This is a genomic window from Chitinophaga varians, from assembly GCF_012641275.1.
Taxonomy (GTDB): domain Bacteria; phylum Bacteroidota; class Bacteroidia; order Chitinophagales; family Chitinophagaceae; genus Chitinophaga; species Chitinophaga varians_A.
Genome location: NZ_JABAIA010000001.1, coordinates 590869 through 606667 on the forward strand (window position 1 = coordinate 590869; position 15799 = coordinate 606667).

Sequence of the window (15799 nt, forward strand, 5' to 3'; positions counted from 1 at the left end):
TGAAATTTCTACCTTACAGTCACTAAATATATACATCACGCGGGCTAATTCCAAATATGTAACATTTGTGCGTTTCAGGCCGTTATACCGGCATGAAAAAAATAGTGTTCCTGTTGTTCCTGTCATGGTCGACTATAACCGCCACCGCCCAGAAAAAATTCACACTCAGCATAGGGCCATCGGCGTCCATATCCACCCTGCGTGCGCTGGATGCCAAAGGTATCGGCGCCCTGTTGGCAGGTGAATATCAGTTTCATACCAGGTTCTCTGTAGTGGCCATTGCAGGCTATGAACACTTCTCAACAAATTTGTATGATCCCTGGGCCCATGTCAATGTAACCACCTTCAACCTCATGCCGGTTATGGCAGGCATGCGTTATTATCCCTGGCCGTTCCTTTATGGCGGCGTTAGTACAGGCATCGTTATTAAAGGCAGTGAACATGTACGCAGCCGCCTGGCAATTGCTCCCGCTGTTGGTTACCTGCTTCCTGCGGGTAAAGGCAAAATAGATATGGGCCTGCAGCTGATGGGCATACCGCAGGGCATGGGCATATCTGAACAAAATGTGCTGGAGAGAGGCGGCTATAGCTACCTTTCGCTACGGGTAGCGTACCGATGGTAACGGTGACACCTATTGGCTAATATTCATTTTACAGGCGGTAGTATTCTCCTATTGGTTGTATTCAATAACGATTTGCCATGACAAAAATTATTCAATTGTCTTTTTAAAACCGACACGATAATTTGATTCTAACATTATTTTAATGTTAGAATCCCCCTGCGGCACCGTTTTTGTGCCCTGCGCGCCTATGTGGAATGATATATTAGAAAAAACGGACCATTTGCCCAACATCATATGGGATTTGATGTTGGTGGGCATTTCAGTAATTGCAGGATGGCTGATCAAGTTTTTGCTGGCGCAGTTCCTGCGCAGAACAGCTGCAAAAGACGGAGATTTTTCACTGATACACAGTTCGCTGCTACACCTGGGAAAAGCATTTAATTATTTCCTGCCGCTGCTCATCCTTAACATGCTGATGCCACTGATGCGGATACCCGCTAAAGATGAGCCACTCTTAAGCCGCGTAGTGGAAATAGCGCTCACGCTTTCCTTCGCCGCACTGGTGATTGGCGCCATCAAAGTATCAGAAGATTATGTGTACCACACGTACGACCTGAAGAAGACCAACAACCTGAAAGAGCGGAAAATACGTACCCAACTGCAATTTATACGTAAACTGGCCATCTCAGTGGTATTAATACTCACCGCCTGCGCCATCCTGCTGAGTTTTGACAGTCTGCGCAAACTGGGCGCAGGCCTGCTTACCGGCGTAGGCGTCAGCGGTATCATCATTGGTTTTGCTGCGCAGAAATCGCTGGGCAACCTGCTTGCCGGTTTTCAGATCGCCTTTACACAGCCCATCCGTATCGATGATGTGCTGGTAGTGGAAGGTGAATGGGGACGTGTGGAAGAAATTACCCTTACCTATGTGGTACTGAATATCTGGGACCAGCGGAGACTGATCCTGCCGATCAATTATTTTATTGAGAAACCTTTCCAGAACTGGACCCGCACCAGTTCCGAAATACTGGGGACAGCCTTCTTTTATCTCGATTATTCAGCACCGGTAGATAAAATCAGGGCGGAGTTCAACCGGCTGCTGATGGCCTCCCCCCTGTGGGACAGACGCGCCAGCGCATTACAGGTAACGAACACGACTGAACGCACCATCGAGGTCAGAACGCTGATGAGCGCCGCCACGTCAGGCAATGCCTTTGACCTGCGCTGTTACATGCGTGAAGAACTGGTGAAATACATCCGCGAAAATTATCCGGAATGCCTGCCTAAAACAAGGGCCATCGTGGAAGAATCTGCCCTGGTTAAAATGCATTCTTCTCCTATATCTTCCTGATAATTTTACGGAGGATGCCCACCGCCTGTTCCAGCTCCGATGGCGTCATAGACGCGAAACCGAGCCGCGTGTGGTTTATTTTCCTGCCCGGCACATCGAAGGTATGGCCGTCATAGAAATAGAGGCCCTGCTGCAAGGCCTTCTCCGCCAGCGTTTTCAGATGAATGCGGGTATCAAAACCGGTCCATACGGCCATGCCGCCCACCGGTACCTGAAAGTCCACATCGTTGCCCAGCTCGGAGCGCAGCAGCTCGCAGAACACGTCCCTGCGCTCCCTGTACAGGCGCAACGATTTGCGCAGATGCCGGTGTATCACACCGCTGTGCAGCAATTCCGCGAAAGCATTCTCCAGCATCAGGTCCCCCTGACGGTCTACAATACGCCGCAGCTTGGCCAGGTAGTTGATCACATTTTCAGAACCCACGAGATAGCCTACACGAAAAGCCGGGGATATGGCTTTGGTAAAGGACCCGCCATACAACACCATACCGGCTTTGTCTGCGCTGGCCAATGGCGCCAGCGGCTTGCTCAGGTAATGGAAATCATAATCGTAATCATCTTCAAAAATGATGAAACCGTATTTTTCAGATAGGCGTAACAGTTGTAAACGCCTGTCGGTCCGCAGCACAACGGTAGTTGGATAATGGTGATGCGGCGTCACATACACCATACGCACTTTTTTCTGCTGGCATAACCGTTCCAGCGCATCGGTGTCCATACCGTACTCATCTACCGGCACGGTATGCAGATGTGCGCCGGCCTGCATAAAATTAGCCGCTGCGCCGGCCCACGACATGCTGGCGCTGACTACATTATCCCCTTTGCTTACCAGCCCTGTGGCTACCAGGAAGAAACCCATAATAGTCCCTCTGACGATCAGGATATTTTCCGCCGTGGTGTTAAGGCCCCGGGTTTCATTGAGATAGGTGGAGAGTTCCTGCCGCAGGCGGGAAGCGCCGGTGGTGTCCCCGTAGCCCAGTCGCACGTAAGGATTGCCATGCAGCAGCTGACCGCGGTAATTACGCGTCAGCTCTTCCAGCGGCGCCAGGCGCGCATCAGGAAAACCATCATCCAGGTGCAGATGGCTGGTGGCCTTCATCACCGGACGGTTGAGGTGTTCCGGGACGATAAAGGAGAAACCGGCCGTGCGTTGCGGGTTGAAAGGGGCTTCCCTGCTATCTGTCAGCGTTTGTAATTCTGTTTTCGGGAGATGACGGGCCACGAAAGTGCCGCTGCCGGTATGGCTTTCCAGCCAGCCCTGGGCCAACAGCTCATCGTAGGCGCGTACCACCGTCTTGCGGTGCAGTTGCAGCTTCTCTGCCATTTCCCGGCTGCTGGGCAGCCGCTGGCCGGCATGCAGGGGGCCGGTCCGGATCAATCCCATCAACTGATTGGCCAGCTGTAAATACACTGGCTGCTTGTCTTCCCGGTCTAATTGTAACAAGGAAAAAAGTGGACTACTCATTTTATCTGAATCGGATGATAACACCGAGCCAATAAAGGTACAACTTTGTAAAAAATTACAACGACATGCAACCTATCCCCCCACATCTTACGCCCAGCCGTTATCCGAAAAGGGCCGCCTACGACCGGGATACCATCAACGCCATTCTGGACGAGGCGCTCGTTTGCACTATCAGCTTTACGCTTGACAATAAACCATTTGCCATTCCTACCGGATTTGTACGCCATGAAGACAAAATATATATCCATGGTTCCGTGGGCAGCCATTTCATCCGCGAAATAGAAAAAGGCCTGCCGATATGTATTTCCGTCACCTTGATAGATGCCATTGTGGTAGCCAAATCAGCTTTCAACCATTCTGTTAACTACCGCTCCGTCATCCTGTTCGGTACCCCCGAAAAAATTGAGGACGTGCCACAGAAAATAGAAGCCTTCCGCTGGCTCACCGAAAAATTCGTTCCTAACAGCTGGGACTATCTGCGTCCCATCCGCGAGAATGAAGTCCGTAAAACCACCGTACTGGCCTTCTCCCTCGATGAAGCGTCCGCCAAAGTGCGTACCGGCATGACCGGCGATGATGAAGACAAAGACCTCCCCGTCTGGTCCGGTATCATCCCGCTGGAAACAAGACGGCTGGCGCCGGTGACAGAAGACCTCAGCGAAGGAATACCCCTGCCTCCACATTTGTTGTAATAGCACCACGACGCCTGGTCCTCCTGGTAACGAAGATCAAAGCAAAAAAAGAAGACAAGCCAGGACGATACTTCAGACGAACAACGATCAACACAGCACTGATCTTCGCCACCAGGCAGACCAGCGTCACAGCCCCGGGCATCCACCCGGGGTTAATTATATATTTGCGGGATGGCGATATAATAGATATCTTGTAGAATATCAGAACTATCACTGCCGCCCATGAACAATATCTCGCTGTTGCAGAGTATCAGCGGGCTGCTGGCTGGTATCGCACTGATTGTGATATTGACCGCACGCTACCGCATACACGCTTTTTTCGCTTTACTGCTGGCCGGTTTACTCGCCGGCCTCATCTTCCAGCTACCGTTAACGGATATACTCACCACCATTAAAACCGGTTTCGGACAAATCATTGGTTCACTCGGACTGCTCATTATCCTGGGCACTACACTGGGACTCATCCTCGAACATACCGGCAGCACGACGGTGCTGGCCGCTTACGTGCTGCGGCAAACCGGCACCGGGCGTTCACCGCTGGCGCTGAATATCATCGGCTATATAGTAGGCATGCCTATCTTCTGCGACTCCGGGTTTATTGTGCTTAGTGGCCTCAACAAGGCGCTGGCATGGCGTTCCGGCGTATCAATGGTGATCATGGCCTCCTCGCTGGCCACCGGTCTGTATGCCGTACATTGTATGATGCCGCCTCATCCCGGCATTACGGCCGCTACCGGCGTTATCCAGGCCGATGTGGGCAGGGTGATGTTATTCGGCTTGCTGATCGCTTTACCCGCTTCCTTCTGCGGATATGCGTGGTCGTTATACGCAGGCCGGTGCCTGCCCGTTATAACACCCGGCACTATGGAAACCGACGCCACGCCGGAGGCGCTGCCTTCCGTCTGGATGGCCGTACTGCCTATTGCCGTGCCCATCCTGCTGATTGCCCTGCGTTCTGTTTTTACGCTGGAACAAAATTCTTCTTCCCCGCTGTTACAGATATTAAATCTTACCGGCACGCCAGAGATCGCCATTACCATTGGTATCGTACTGGCACTGCCGGGATTGCGCAAAGGCCAGGGTGAAGGTTTCGGCAAAATACTACAGGAAGGCGCAGAGAAAGCTGCCGGCATCCTCGTGATCATCGGCGGCGGTGGCGCTTTCGGCGCTATCCTCGCCAAAGCAGGCATTGGCGCACATATCGCCGACAACCCGGCCATAACGGGCACGGGCATACTATTACCCTTCCTCGTCACTGCTATCCTTAAAACGGCGCAGGGCTCTTCCACGGTGGCCATCATCACGGCGGCCTCCATTATTCACCCGCTGTTGCCTGCGCTTGGCTTACACACGCCCAATGGTTCACTGTTATGTGTATTGGCCATGGGAGCCGGTTCCATGATGGTATCGCATACCAACGACGCCTACTTCTGGGCCATCTCCCGCTTCTCCGGCCTGGAGGTAAAAGACATGCTCCGCGTATATACCATCGCTACGCTGATCATGGGCATAGTGGCCATGTGCTGCGTTTTCCTGCTCTCCCTTCTGCTGTTATAATATCATAAAAGATGGATGAGTGGTTACCATTTAATTAAAATGATGATTATTTTTCGCCCCTGACACAAACTAAACTAAGCCACACTTTTAAACGATTCCACTCATGGACACTCGCAGGGAATTCCTGAAAAAATCCTTATTGCTTTCCGGCGCCGCCGGCTTTTCCACTATCATGCCGGCATCTATTCAACGTGCGCTCGCGATAGACCCAACACCTGGCAGCACCTGGCTCGACGCAGAACACATTGTTATACTCATGCAGGAAAACCGCTCCTTTGACCACTGCTTCGGCACACTGCAGGGCGTCAGAGGCTTCCGCGACCCTCGTGCCATACCGCTGCCCGACCTGAAACCCGTATGGTTCCAGACAGACGATAAAGGAGATACCTACGCGCCATTCCGCCTCGATATCAAAGACACTAAAATCACCTGGATGGGCTCACTGCCCCATTCCCGCGCCAGTCAGGTCGATGCGTACAACGCAGGCAAACATGATCAATGGCTGCTGGCAAAAAAACCGGGCAACAAACAATATGCACACATGCCGCTCACCATGGGTTATTTCACACGCGAAGACCTCCCCTTCAACTACGCCATGGCAGACGCTTTCACCATATGCGACCAACACTTCTGTTCCGGCATGACCAGCACCACGCCTAACCGCTCCTTCTTCTGGACAGGTAAAATCAACAGTGAAGAAAACGGTCGCACCAAACAAAACATCCGCAACGACGACTTCAGCTACGGCAAACACACCTGGAAAACATTCCCGGAACTGCTGTCTGAAAATGATATTCCCTGGAAATTTTATCAAAACGACCTTAGCTGCGGCGGTGGCTTCAAAGGCGAAGAACGCGCATGGCTGGCCAACTTCGGCTGTAACCTCCTCGAATTCTTCGAAGCATATCATGTGAAGTTTTCCTCCCGCTATATCCAAACGCTGCTCAAACAGGTAGAAACGCTTCCGGAAGAGATCAACAAACTACAGGAAGCCTCACCTTCCTCCGATGAGGCCGCGCAGAAAATACGCACCGACATCGCGAAAAAACAGGAAGTACTGGACAACGCCACCAAAGAACTGGCCCAATGGAACAAAGAAAGTTTTGAAAAACTGTCGGCGCAACAAAAACAGCTGTACTATAACGCCTTTGTGATCAACAGTGGCGATCCCAATTTCCGCAGCGTGACCACGTTCCAATATTCTGACGATGGACGGGACCGTAAAGTCACGGTGCCGGCAGGCGATATCCTGCACCAGTTCCGTCAGGACGTACGTGATGGCAAGCTTCCTGCCGTATCCTGGCTCAGCGGCCCGCAGAATTTCTCCGATCACCCCAGCGCTCCCTGGTACGGCGCCTGGTACGTGTCAGAGATCATGGACATCCTCACCGGCAATCCCGAAGTATGGAAGAAGACCATCTTCATCGTTACCTACGATGAAAACGACGGTTACTATGACCACGTGCCGCCGTTCTCCATCCCGGATGAAAATAAACCCGGCACCGGCAAAGTGTCCGCCGGTATTGACACGGAAGTGGAACATGTAAGACTCGAAAATGAACTGGCGCAGGGCATCCATCAGAAACAGGCCCGCGAAGCGCCTGTGGGACTGGGATTCCGCGTTCCATTGATCATCGCATCGCCCTGGAGCCGCGGCGGCAAAGTATGCTCACAGGTGTTCGATCATACGTCCACGTTGCAGTTCCTCGAAACGTTCGTGAACCGCAAATACAAAAAACAGGTACACCTGGATAATATCAGTCAGTGGAGACGCACTATCTGCGGCGATCTTACCGCTGCCTTCAGCACCTTTGCACCTAAAAAAGAAAAACTGCCTTTCCTGCAAAAGGAAAAGTTTGTGCAGGAAATATATAACGCACAGTTCAAAAACATCCCCGCCGGTTTTCAAAAACTGACAACAGAAGCCGTCGCACAAGTGACCGGCAAACCCACGCCGGCCCATCTGCTGGCGCCGCAGGAAAAAGGCGTGCGCCCCTCTCCTGCCCTGCCTTATGAGCTGTACGCCGAGATTGAGTGCCAACCCGGTTCCCGCCAGGTGAAAGCATCTTTAGCGGCCGGCAACAAAATCTTTGGCGCGGCAGCCGCAGGCTCACCGTTTACTGTAATAGCACCGGTAACGTACAAAGACGATAAAGGCAACACCGACAAATGCCGCAACTGGTCCTTCGCCGTCAAAGCCGGTGACCAGCTGCATTATGAATGGCCGCTGAGCGCATTCGAAAACAACCGCTACCACCTGCTGCTGCATGGGCCAAATGGTTTCTTCCGCGAAGCAATTGGCAATACCGAAGATCCTGCCATCACCACTACGTGTACGTATGAACGGAATAAATCCACCCAAAAGCCCACAGGCAATGTATTGCTCTCCCTGGCTAATAATGGCGGCAAACCACTGAGCATTACCATCCGGGACAACGCCTATGGTAACAAAACCATTACCCGTACGGTGACGAGAGACCAGTCCGCGCAAATCCTGCTGCCGTTGCAATCCAGCCACGGATGGTACGATTTCACGGTACTGGCCGATGGTCATGGTCAATACGCCCGGAGATACGCCGGCCGCGTGGAAACGGGCCAGGAAAGCATTACGGACCCGTATATGGGAAAAGTTTAGGATAATTTATGGAATCCGGGCTGCTGACAGCATCCTGCATTAAAAAAACACCCATGAAGTTTTGTTTTTTTATGCTCTCCGTCCTGTTCAGCCTCTCTGCCTGCGGCCGGCAGCCCGGTTCCGCTTTACCTCCCCTGGCCCGTTACGACTCAATCGGCACCGGCATCCTGCAAATCAGTTTTACTGAAAAAATTCCTTTGTACGCCAATGCCGGCGACAAAACACCCTTCGACACACTGGCCGTCAGGCAAAAGAAAGACGGCAGCTATGCTTTCCTGACCAAAGTGCTCAAAACCCGCTTCGCCCCTTACCGTTTTTTTGAAGGAGACACTTACGAAACAGGCCGCCGGCATATCAACATGGGACTGGTGCACTTCTCTCCGGAGTTACAGTTCCGCGTGGTGGAGGCAGCGAAAACATATTTCCGGGTGGTGATCAATGAAAAGGAAAAGCTCACCTGTTTTATCCGCATTCAGCCCGGATATGCCGTGTATGAAACCATGGTACAAAAAGACCTGCATAACAGCATGCCTGCTAACGGTAAAAAAGGCACCTATAATCCCAACTGGTACCTGTATGAAACCTGGGGAAATTTGCTGCAACGGTCAGCTATCGTTCATGTGAAACCGGACATGCCGCTGTTTGAATCGCCGGGGGGCAAACGGATTCCTTTCCCCAAACGGGACGACAGCTGCGATGATTGTTTTAAAGTGGGAGAAGTGCGGGGAGACTGGGCACAGCTAACAGACCGGGAAGATTATGGCCACAAAAAAAAGCCCTATGGCTGGGTGAAATTCCATAACGGCCAAACGCTGACCGTCGCCTATGCGGAATTCCTCTACGAGTAAATAAAGTCCCGAAGCAGACACGAAGCCCGCCCCGGGACAGGGCGCTACGCATTCATCATTACAAGAGCGCCTTTTTTCTTTTTGCTGGCATCGGCTGCTTCCATGAAGGCCATCATCTCGATGGTCTCCTGCGGGTCTACCGGCACCACGCCGGTCTGGAAGAAGGAAGTGATCTGCAATACCAGCGGCTGGTACGAGTTGAAATCACCGATGGGCATGATGCCTTTTTCTCCGAAAGCATGGCCGCCAAAACCATACGGGCCTTTGATGACGCCGCGCAGGGTGCCGATGCGGCCATCGGCCCATACACCGGTCACCTGGTCCATATCTGCGGAGGTGGTGCGTGTCACCTTACGGCAACCGGTACCCATCAGGGCAAACAACATCTCCACGCCATGGATACCGTACCAAAACAAGTCGGGGTGCGTTTTCTCCGTAGGCGACGGCGTATACACGTCTGCCCCGGCCACTTTGCCGATCTTGCCCTGCTTCACCTGCTGGATGCTGTCAATAAAACGTAAGGCGGAAGAAGAGAACACCGGCACGTTATGTTTTTCGGCTGCTTTAAAAATCGCTTTGGTATCTGCCAGGGAAGCGGCTATGGGCTTATCGATAAAAATCCTTTTGCCGGCTTTAAACACCGGGAGCGCCTGTTCCAGGTGCACACGCCCATCATTGGACTCCAGCAGCACTACGTCTACCTTTTCCAGCAACGTTGCAATGGAATCCACGATCTCCACGCCCAGCTCCTTTACTTTGGCGAGATTACCGGGCACCATCTCCAGGCTGGAAGCAATGTCCTTACTGCCTTGCGGATAAGCGGCCACCACTTTAAATCCATGGTAGGCAGGATCTGCGTTTTGTGCGTTCAGCATTTTGGTGAACTCCACACTGTGCGAGGTGTCCAAACCAATGATGCCTACCCGTTTTCCTGCTTCGGCAGGCGTGCCGGCAAACAGGGAGCCGGCCCGGCCCACAAGGCCGAGCCCTACACCCGTTATTGCCGCTGTTCTGAGAAATTTCCTGCGATCGTATGCGGTCATATCTTTTTATTTGGATGATTAGCGGGTCACTTCAATGATCTTACCGCTTTGTTTTTCTTTTAATATCAGTTTCGTGCTGCCGAAGTGTGTTTTCTCTTCTTTGATCAGATAATGTTTGTCATCATAATCCACCAGCGAGGCACCTTTGTCTACTCCTTCGCGGCCACGCCATATCTCCAGCTTCACCGGCTCCCACTGTTTGCTGGCAGCGCTCCGGTAAGCTGCGTCCAGCACGGCGTTCACCACATAACCATCATAAAAGGATTCACGCGGCGCCTTGTTTTGTTCGATGGCGTTGAACATGTCTGTGAACATATGATTGTATCCCAGGTCATTTAACTCATCCCCTACGGGAAACAACCAGCCGGTGTTGCTCTCTGCTTTCTCCGCAACATACTCCGCACCTTTGCCGGTGGTGAACATATCAAAACCGGTACGCAGGAAGCTGTTGAGCCAGATCGTTCCTTCGGTGCCCATCACCTCGTCACGCAGGTCGAGGCCGCCGCGGAAAGTCCAGCTTACCTCAAACTGGCCAATGGCGCCGTTTTCATACCTTACCAGTCCGATGGCATGGTCTTCCGCATCAATTGGTTTTACCTGTGTATCCGCCCAACACATGACCTCTACCGGTTTGATATCTTTGCCGATAAAGCTGCGGGCGATCTCTACACAGTGACAACCCAAATCAAGGATACAGCCGCCGCCGGCCTGTTCTTTGTCCCAGAACCATTCGCTGTGCGGACCGGGGTGCGTTTCCCGCGACTTGGCCCAGAGGATACGGCCTAAGGCGCCGTCCTGCACGCTTTGCAGGGCTTTGGAGAACTTAGGCGTATATACCAGGTCTTCCATATAACCGTGGAAAATGCCCGCCGCTTCTACGGCCTCCAGCATTCTTTTGGCTTCCTCGGCGTTACGGCCCAGCGGCTTGGTGCAGATCACCGCTTTCTTTGCCTTACAGCAGGCCATCACGGCCGCTTCATGCAGGTTGTTGGGCAAAGCGATACACACTACGTCCACCTCCGGATGATTGATGGCATCTTCCATGACCGTCGTCCAGTGAGGCGTTTGATAGTCTGCCGCAAATTTCTGCGCACTCTCTTCCCGGCGGGAATAAATGCTGACGATCCTGTCTTTACTGCGCTGGCTGTGGATGGAATCGGCGTAAAACCGGCCGATAAAACCACTGCCCAGCATGGCAATTTTTCTTCCCATATAAAAATGTTTAATTGTTATCGTTATTGTTGATCATCATCCCGGAATAAAAAAACAAACAACAGCAGGAACACACCGGTAATACCGGCCGGCACCAGCCAGATGGCCTGCCAGTCGTATACCGGACCGGTGGTTGTTATCCCGCTGAAACGGCGCGCCACAAACCCCGACACGTAAGATCCTACCAGCATGCCGATGCCATAGGTGGCCAGCGTGATCAATCCCTGCGCAGCGTTCTTCACGGCCTCTCCTGCTTTGCGGTCTGTATAAATCTGCCCGGTCACGAAAAAGAAATCGTAACACATGCCATGCAGCACAATGCCGCCATACAACATCCACGTGCCCGTGCCACTGTCGCCATAGGCAAACAATACATACCGCAGTATCCAGCAGGCCATGCCCAGCACCAGCATGCGCTTTACGCCCATGCGCACAAACAGCAACGGCATCAGCAGCAGGAACAGGAACTCGGAAACCTGCCCCAGCGTCATTTTACCCGCGGCATTGCTCATGCCGCTGTCGTTCAGGAAAGCATTGGTAAAACTGTAATAAAATGCCAGTGGTATACACACGGCAATAGCCGTGATAAAAAACAACCAGTAAGCACGGCTTTTAAACAATACCAGCGCGTCCAGTCCCAGCACATCAGATAGCTGCACCTTTTTCTTCACCGGTGGCGTATCGGGCAGAAAAAAGCTGTAAACGCCCAGCAACAAAGAACTGGCAGCAGCAATATGAAAGGTGGCGGCACTGGCTTCCACCTTAGCAAAGCCTATCAGCAAACCGGCAATGATCCATCCTACGGTGCCGAATACACGCACGGAGGGAAATTCCCTCCCCGCATCGGTCATCTGCCGGAAGGAAATAGCATTGGCCAGCGACATCGTAGGCATGTACAACAAGGTATACAGTAATATCAGCCACCAGAAACTACCAAAATCATGTACGCTGCCTGTCAGATATAACGTGGCCGCACCTGCCAGATGCAATACGCCCAGCACCTTCTGCGCCGCAAAAAAACGGTCAGCTATCAACCCCACGAAAAAAGGGGAGATAATGGCCGCAATAGAAAGATTGGCATACGCTGCGCCCACCTGCACCGCGTCGGCTTTCAACGCGGTGATCAGGTATGTGCCCATGGTGACATACCAGGCGCCCCAGGTAAAGTACTCCAATAGCATCAGGGCGGACAGCCGCAGCCTTACGGAAAGGGACATACGATCAGTTATTGTTGGAGAAATTGATCCAATCCATGTTAAAGAGATAACCATCTTTACCATCGTTGCTTTTGAACACGAAATACAGGTCATGCTGCCCCGTCACCGGCTGTACTGCCGCGGACACCGGCTTCCAGCCTGCTGTTGGCCCGGCTGCTGCCGCAGTTCCGGCTTTCACTACCGCCTTGCCTGCCAACGGGCCATCCGGCTTGTCCAGGTGGATTTCCACCACACCGCCAATACCCTGCTCCTGCACGTTGAACTGCATGCTTTTCACGCCGTCCATATACAGATGGTTGAACCGGATATAGCTGTTGTTGCGCACAGCTGTATACGCCAACCCCGCAGTAGTGATCGTGATGAGGCTTACATTCCCTTCATCAAAATCTTCAGCCTGCACCCGCGGGTTTCTCAACATGAGATAATCCCTGCTGGTGATCGGCTCTATATTATTGGCGCCTTTATCGGTATAGGTGGCCATCAGCAGATAGCCTCCCTCGTTGCCCTTGCCGGCATGTGCCTTAAAAGACTGTACGCCCTGCATGGGCAGGGTGCCCTGCACGCTGCTGAGAGACAGAATGTAATGCACGATCTCCCTGGCATCGTCAACAGACATGTCCGGATGGGCTGACATGGTGCGGTTGCCCCAGCTGCCACTGCCGCCGGCAATAATTTTGGCGGACAGTTTGTTCACGTTTGTCTCGTTGTCGGCATAACGTTTGGCCACTTCCCGGAGGCTGGGGCCAATAGACGTGGTATTCTCTGTATGGCACGACTTACAGTCCAGCGACCAGAACAACTGATGTCCTTTGGCGAACTTCGTATTGCCGGCACCGTTATTGGCGAGTACCAATGCGAAATCTTTTCCCATCGGGAGATAATCAAACGTGATTTTGATCTTGCTGCTGTCAGGGGTGCCATCTTCCGGATCGGTGACCATCACTTTATAATCCAGTGCGGCATTGTCCCAGTAAAAGCTCCTGTTTGCGGAGGTCATGATCCGCACGTCCGGCGGCGTATTGCCTACCTTGATGTCCACGGAAGACGTTCCCTTGCCGCCATGGTCGTCAGCTACCGTCAGGTCTACCTTGTACACACCGGGCTGAGAGAACGTGTAATCCACCTGCTCACCGCTAAGTTGTTTGTCGCCTATCTTCCAGGTATAGGTGAGCTTGTCGCCTTTGTCATAGTCCATGGAGCCGGCAGCGGAGAGTTTCACTGTCATCGGCGCGCCACCATACAACTGGCTGCTGCGTATATTCGCTACCGGTTGACGGTTGCCTTCCGAATACGTGATACGCACCAGTTTGGCATTGGAGTTTTTGGAGAACCAGTTGGTGCCATATTCCAGCATGTAAATACTGCCGTCGGGCGCAAACTTCATATCGGTAGGCGCTGCAAAATCAATATTCTCAAGGAAAGGCTCCATACGCAGGTAATTGCCGGCGGAGTCCAACGTGACGGCCATGATCCAGTGCCGCATCCATTCGTAGATAAACAGTTTTCCGTTGTAATAATCAGACAGTTTATAAGGCGCGTTCTTAAACTGATCGCTGTAGAATACCGGTCCGGCCATGGCAGTCTCCCCGCCTTTGCCCACCATCGGGAACACCGGGGAAGCGGCGTCACCATACCATATCATGGCTGGCTGTGCAGGCGGCAGTTCCTTGAGACCTGTATTATGCGGCGAATTGTTCACCGGGCGCAGCGGGTCTTTACCTGGTCGTTCTTTCATGGTAGCATAGTCCAGCAAAGGATAGGCTTCGTTGTTGCCGTTGAAGTAAGGCCATCCAAAGAAACCGGGTTTCTTTGCCTGGTTGATTTCATCGAAGCTCAGCGTGCTACCTTCTGCGGACGGGACTTTCGTGTCCGGTCCTACATCGCCCCAATAGACAAATGCATTTTTCATGTCTACAGAAAAACGGTAAGGGTTGCGGCATCCCATCACATAGATTTCAGGACGGCCTTTGGAACCGTCTTTCGGAAAGAGGTTGCCCTCGGGAATAGAATAAGTACCGTCCGGCTCTGGCTTAATACGCAGGATCTTACCGCGCAAATCCATGCTGTTGGCTGAACTGGCCTGATCATCCGACAACTCGCGTCCGGGTCTTTCGTCTACTGGCGTATAGCCGTGGGTTTCTTCCGCATTGGTATTGTCACCGATAGATAAATACAACAGGTCCTGCGGCCCGAAGAACAGATAACCGGCAGAGTGGCAGCAATAGCGGCGTTGCGTGGGCACCTCCATCAGCACTTTTTCGGAAGACATGTCCAGCGTATCACCATGCAGTTCGAGGCGTACCAGTTTATTGTACCATTTTTCTCCGGCCGGCGCGTAGTAAAAATATACCCAGTGATTTTTTTCATAGTGAGGGTCTAATGCCACGCCCAGCAAGCCGTCTTCAATACCGCTGAACACATCGAAGCGGCCAATGGTTTTGGTTTGCCGCTGGCGGGCATCATAGAGTTTCACCGCGCCTTTGCGTTCTACGAACAGTACGTTTCCACCGGGAAGAATGCACATCTCCATTGGTTCGTCCAGGCCGTGGTCCAGTACCGTATAGGTGTAACGGTTAGTGTCCGGTGGCGCAATGGTCAAGGATTTGCTGTAGTCCGGCCAGGCATTGTTGCCTACCAGGTAACGGACAGCGGATTGTATGGTTGCAGCCGTAGCTGTGGCAGGCACAATGTAAAGGCGGCCTTTGTCCTGTTCCAGCTCCTTACCTTCCGGCAGCGTGTTCCACTCGCGCAGCCAGGGCCATCCCTGTTTAACCGCCGCGCTGTCTTTCACGGCGAGGATACCGCCACCACCGGCTTCCGCATAACGTTTCAACGCCGGTATGTCGCGGTAGTTCAAACTGTCTGTCAGTGAAAAGGGCACACATACTGCGCTGAAGCCTTTCAGGGAATCATCCTGGAAATACTGCCTGTCGCCGGTAAGTACTATCTGCCAGCCTTCTTTTTGTCCCGCCTCCTGTAATTGCTTTACCCAGGGGCTTTCTGTGTTTTTAGTGTAACATAAAATACGGGTAACAGAACGTTTGGCCCCGCATGCTGTAAGCAATGCGAGCAACACAGGCAACCATAGTTTTTTCATTTCTTTCGATTATAGCGTTCACTTATGTCAATTACGAATTACGAATTACGAATGGAGAGCAGCCTTACAGCAGAAATCCCTTATTTGCCTTTACAGATATTTTCTTAACTGTCGTGACG

11 protein-coding genes are annotated in these 15799 nt (G+C 52.4%); 6 read left to right on the plus strand and 5 right to left on the minus strand.

Features of this window, described 5'->3' with window-relative positions; genetic code table 11:
* Positions 1-92 precede the first annotated feature (92 nt).
* The gene (locus tag HGH92_RS02445) at positions 93-623 is read left to right on the plus strand and encodes a hypothetical protein (RefSeq protein WP_168869171.1); all 531 of its coding nucleotides are present in this window, start codon (positions 93-95) and stop codon (positions 621-623) included.
* A 220-nt stretch (positions 624-843) separates the two neighbouring features.
* Positions 844-1914, plus strand: a complete 1071-nt coding sequence (locus tag HGH92_RS02450; RefSeq protein WP_247654813.1) for a mechanosensitive ion channel family protein — start codon at positions 844-846, stop codon at positions 1912-1914.
* Here the strand turns inward: HGH92_RS02450 and HGH92_RS02455 are convergent.
* A complete protein-coding gene (locus HGH92_RS02455; RefSeq protein WP_168869172.1) occupies positions 1901-3379 on the minus strand; it encodes a PLP-dependent aminotransferase family protein in 1479 nt (492 codons plus the stop codon). The genes HGH92_RS02450 and HGH92_RS02455 overlap by 14 nt on opposite strands.
* A gap of 65 nt (positions 3380-3444) precedes the next feature.
* Here HGH92_RS02455 and HGH92_RS02460 point away from each other — a divergent pair, with 65 nt between their 5' ends.
* From HGH92_RS02460 to HGH92_RS02475, 4 genes are all read left to right on the plus strand, one after another.
* Positions 3445-4071, plus strand: a complete 627-nt coding sequence (locus tag HGH92_RS02460) for a pyridoxamine 5'-phosphate oxidase family protein (protein ID WP_168869173.1) — start codon at positions 3445-3447, stop codon at positions 4069-4071.
* A gap of 222 nt (positions 4072-4293) precedes the next feature.
* The gene (locus HGH92_RS02465; RefSeq protein ID WP_168869174.1) at positions 4294-5628 is read left to right on the plus strand and encodes a GntP family permease; all 1335 of its coding nucleotides are present in this window, start codon (positions 4294-4296) and stop codon (positions 5626-5628) included.
* A gap of 103 nt (positions 5629-5731) precedes the next feature.
* Positions 5732-8263, plus strand: a complete 2532-nt coding sequence (locus HGH92_RS02470; RefSeq protein WP_168869175.1) for a phosphocholine-specific phospholipase C — start codon at positions 5732-5734, stop codon at positions 8261-8263.
* A gap of 53 nt (positions 8264-8316) precedes the next feature.
* The gene (locus tag HGH92_RS02475; RefSeq protein WP_168869176.1) at positions 8317-9111 is read left to right on the plus strand and encodes a hypothetical protein; all 795 of its coding nucleotides are present in this window, start codon (positions 8317-8319) and stop codon (positions 9109-9111) included.
* Positions 9112-9155: 44 nt separating this feature from the next.
* Here the strand turns inward: HGH92_RS02475 and HGH92_RS02480 are convergent, their stop codons facing one another.
* Genes HGH92_RS02480 through HGH92_RS02495 form a run of 4 tightly spaced genes read right to left on the minus strand, consistent with a single transcriptional unit; the run spans position 9156 to position 15680 of the window.
* The gene (locus tag HGH92_RS02480; RefSeq protein ID WP_168869177.1) at positions 9156-10154 is read right to left on the minus strand and encodes a Gfo/Idh/MocA family protein; all 999 of its coding nucleotides are present in this window, start codon (positions 10152-10154) and stop codon (positions 9156-9158) included.
* An 18-nt stretch (positions 10155-10172) separates the two neighbouring features.
* Positions 10173-11366, minus strand: a complete 1194-nt coding sequence (locus HGH92_RS02485) for a Gfo/Idh/MocA family protein (protein ID WP_168869178.1) — start codon at positions 11364-11366, stop codon at positions 10173-10175.
* Between the two features lie 23 nt (positions 11367-11389).
* Positions 11390-12583, minus strand: coding sequence for a nucleoside permease (locus HGH92_RS02490; protein WP_168869179.1), 1194 nt, complete (start codon positions 12581-12583; stop codon positions 11390-11392).
* Positions 12584-12587: 4 nt separating this feature from the next.
* A complete protein-coding gene (locus tag HGH92_RS02495) occupies positions 12588-15680 on the minus strand; it encodes a PQQ-dependent sugar dehydrogenase (protein ID WP_168869180.1) in 3093 nt (1030 codons plus the stop codon).
* Between the last annotated feature and the right edge of the window lie 119 nt (positions 15681-15799).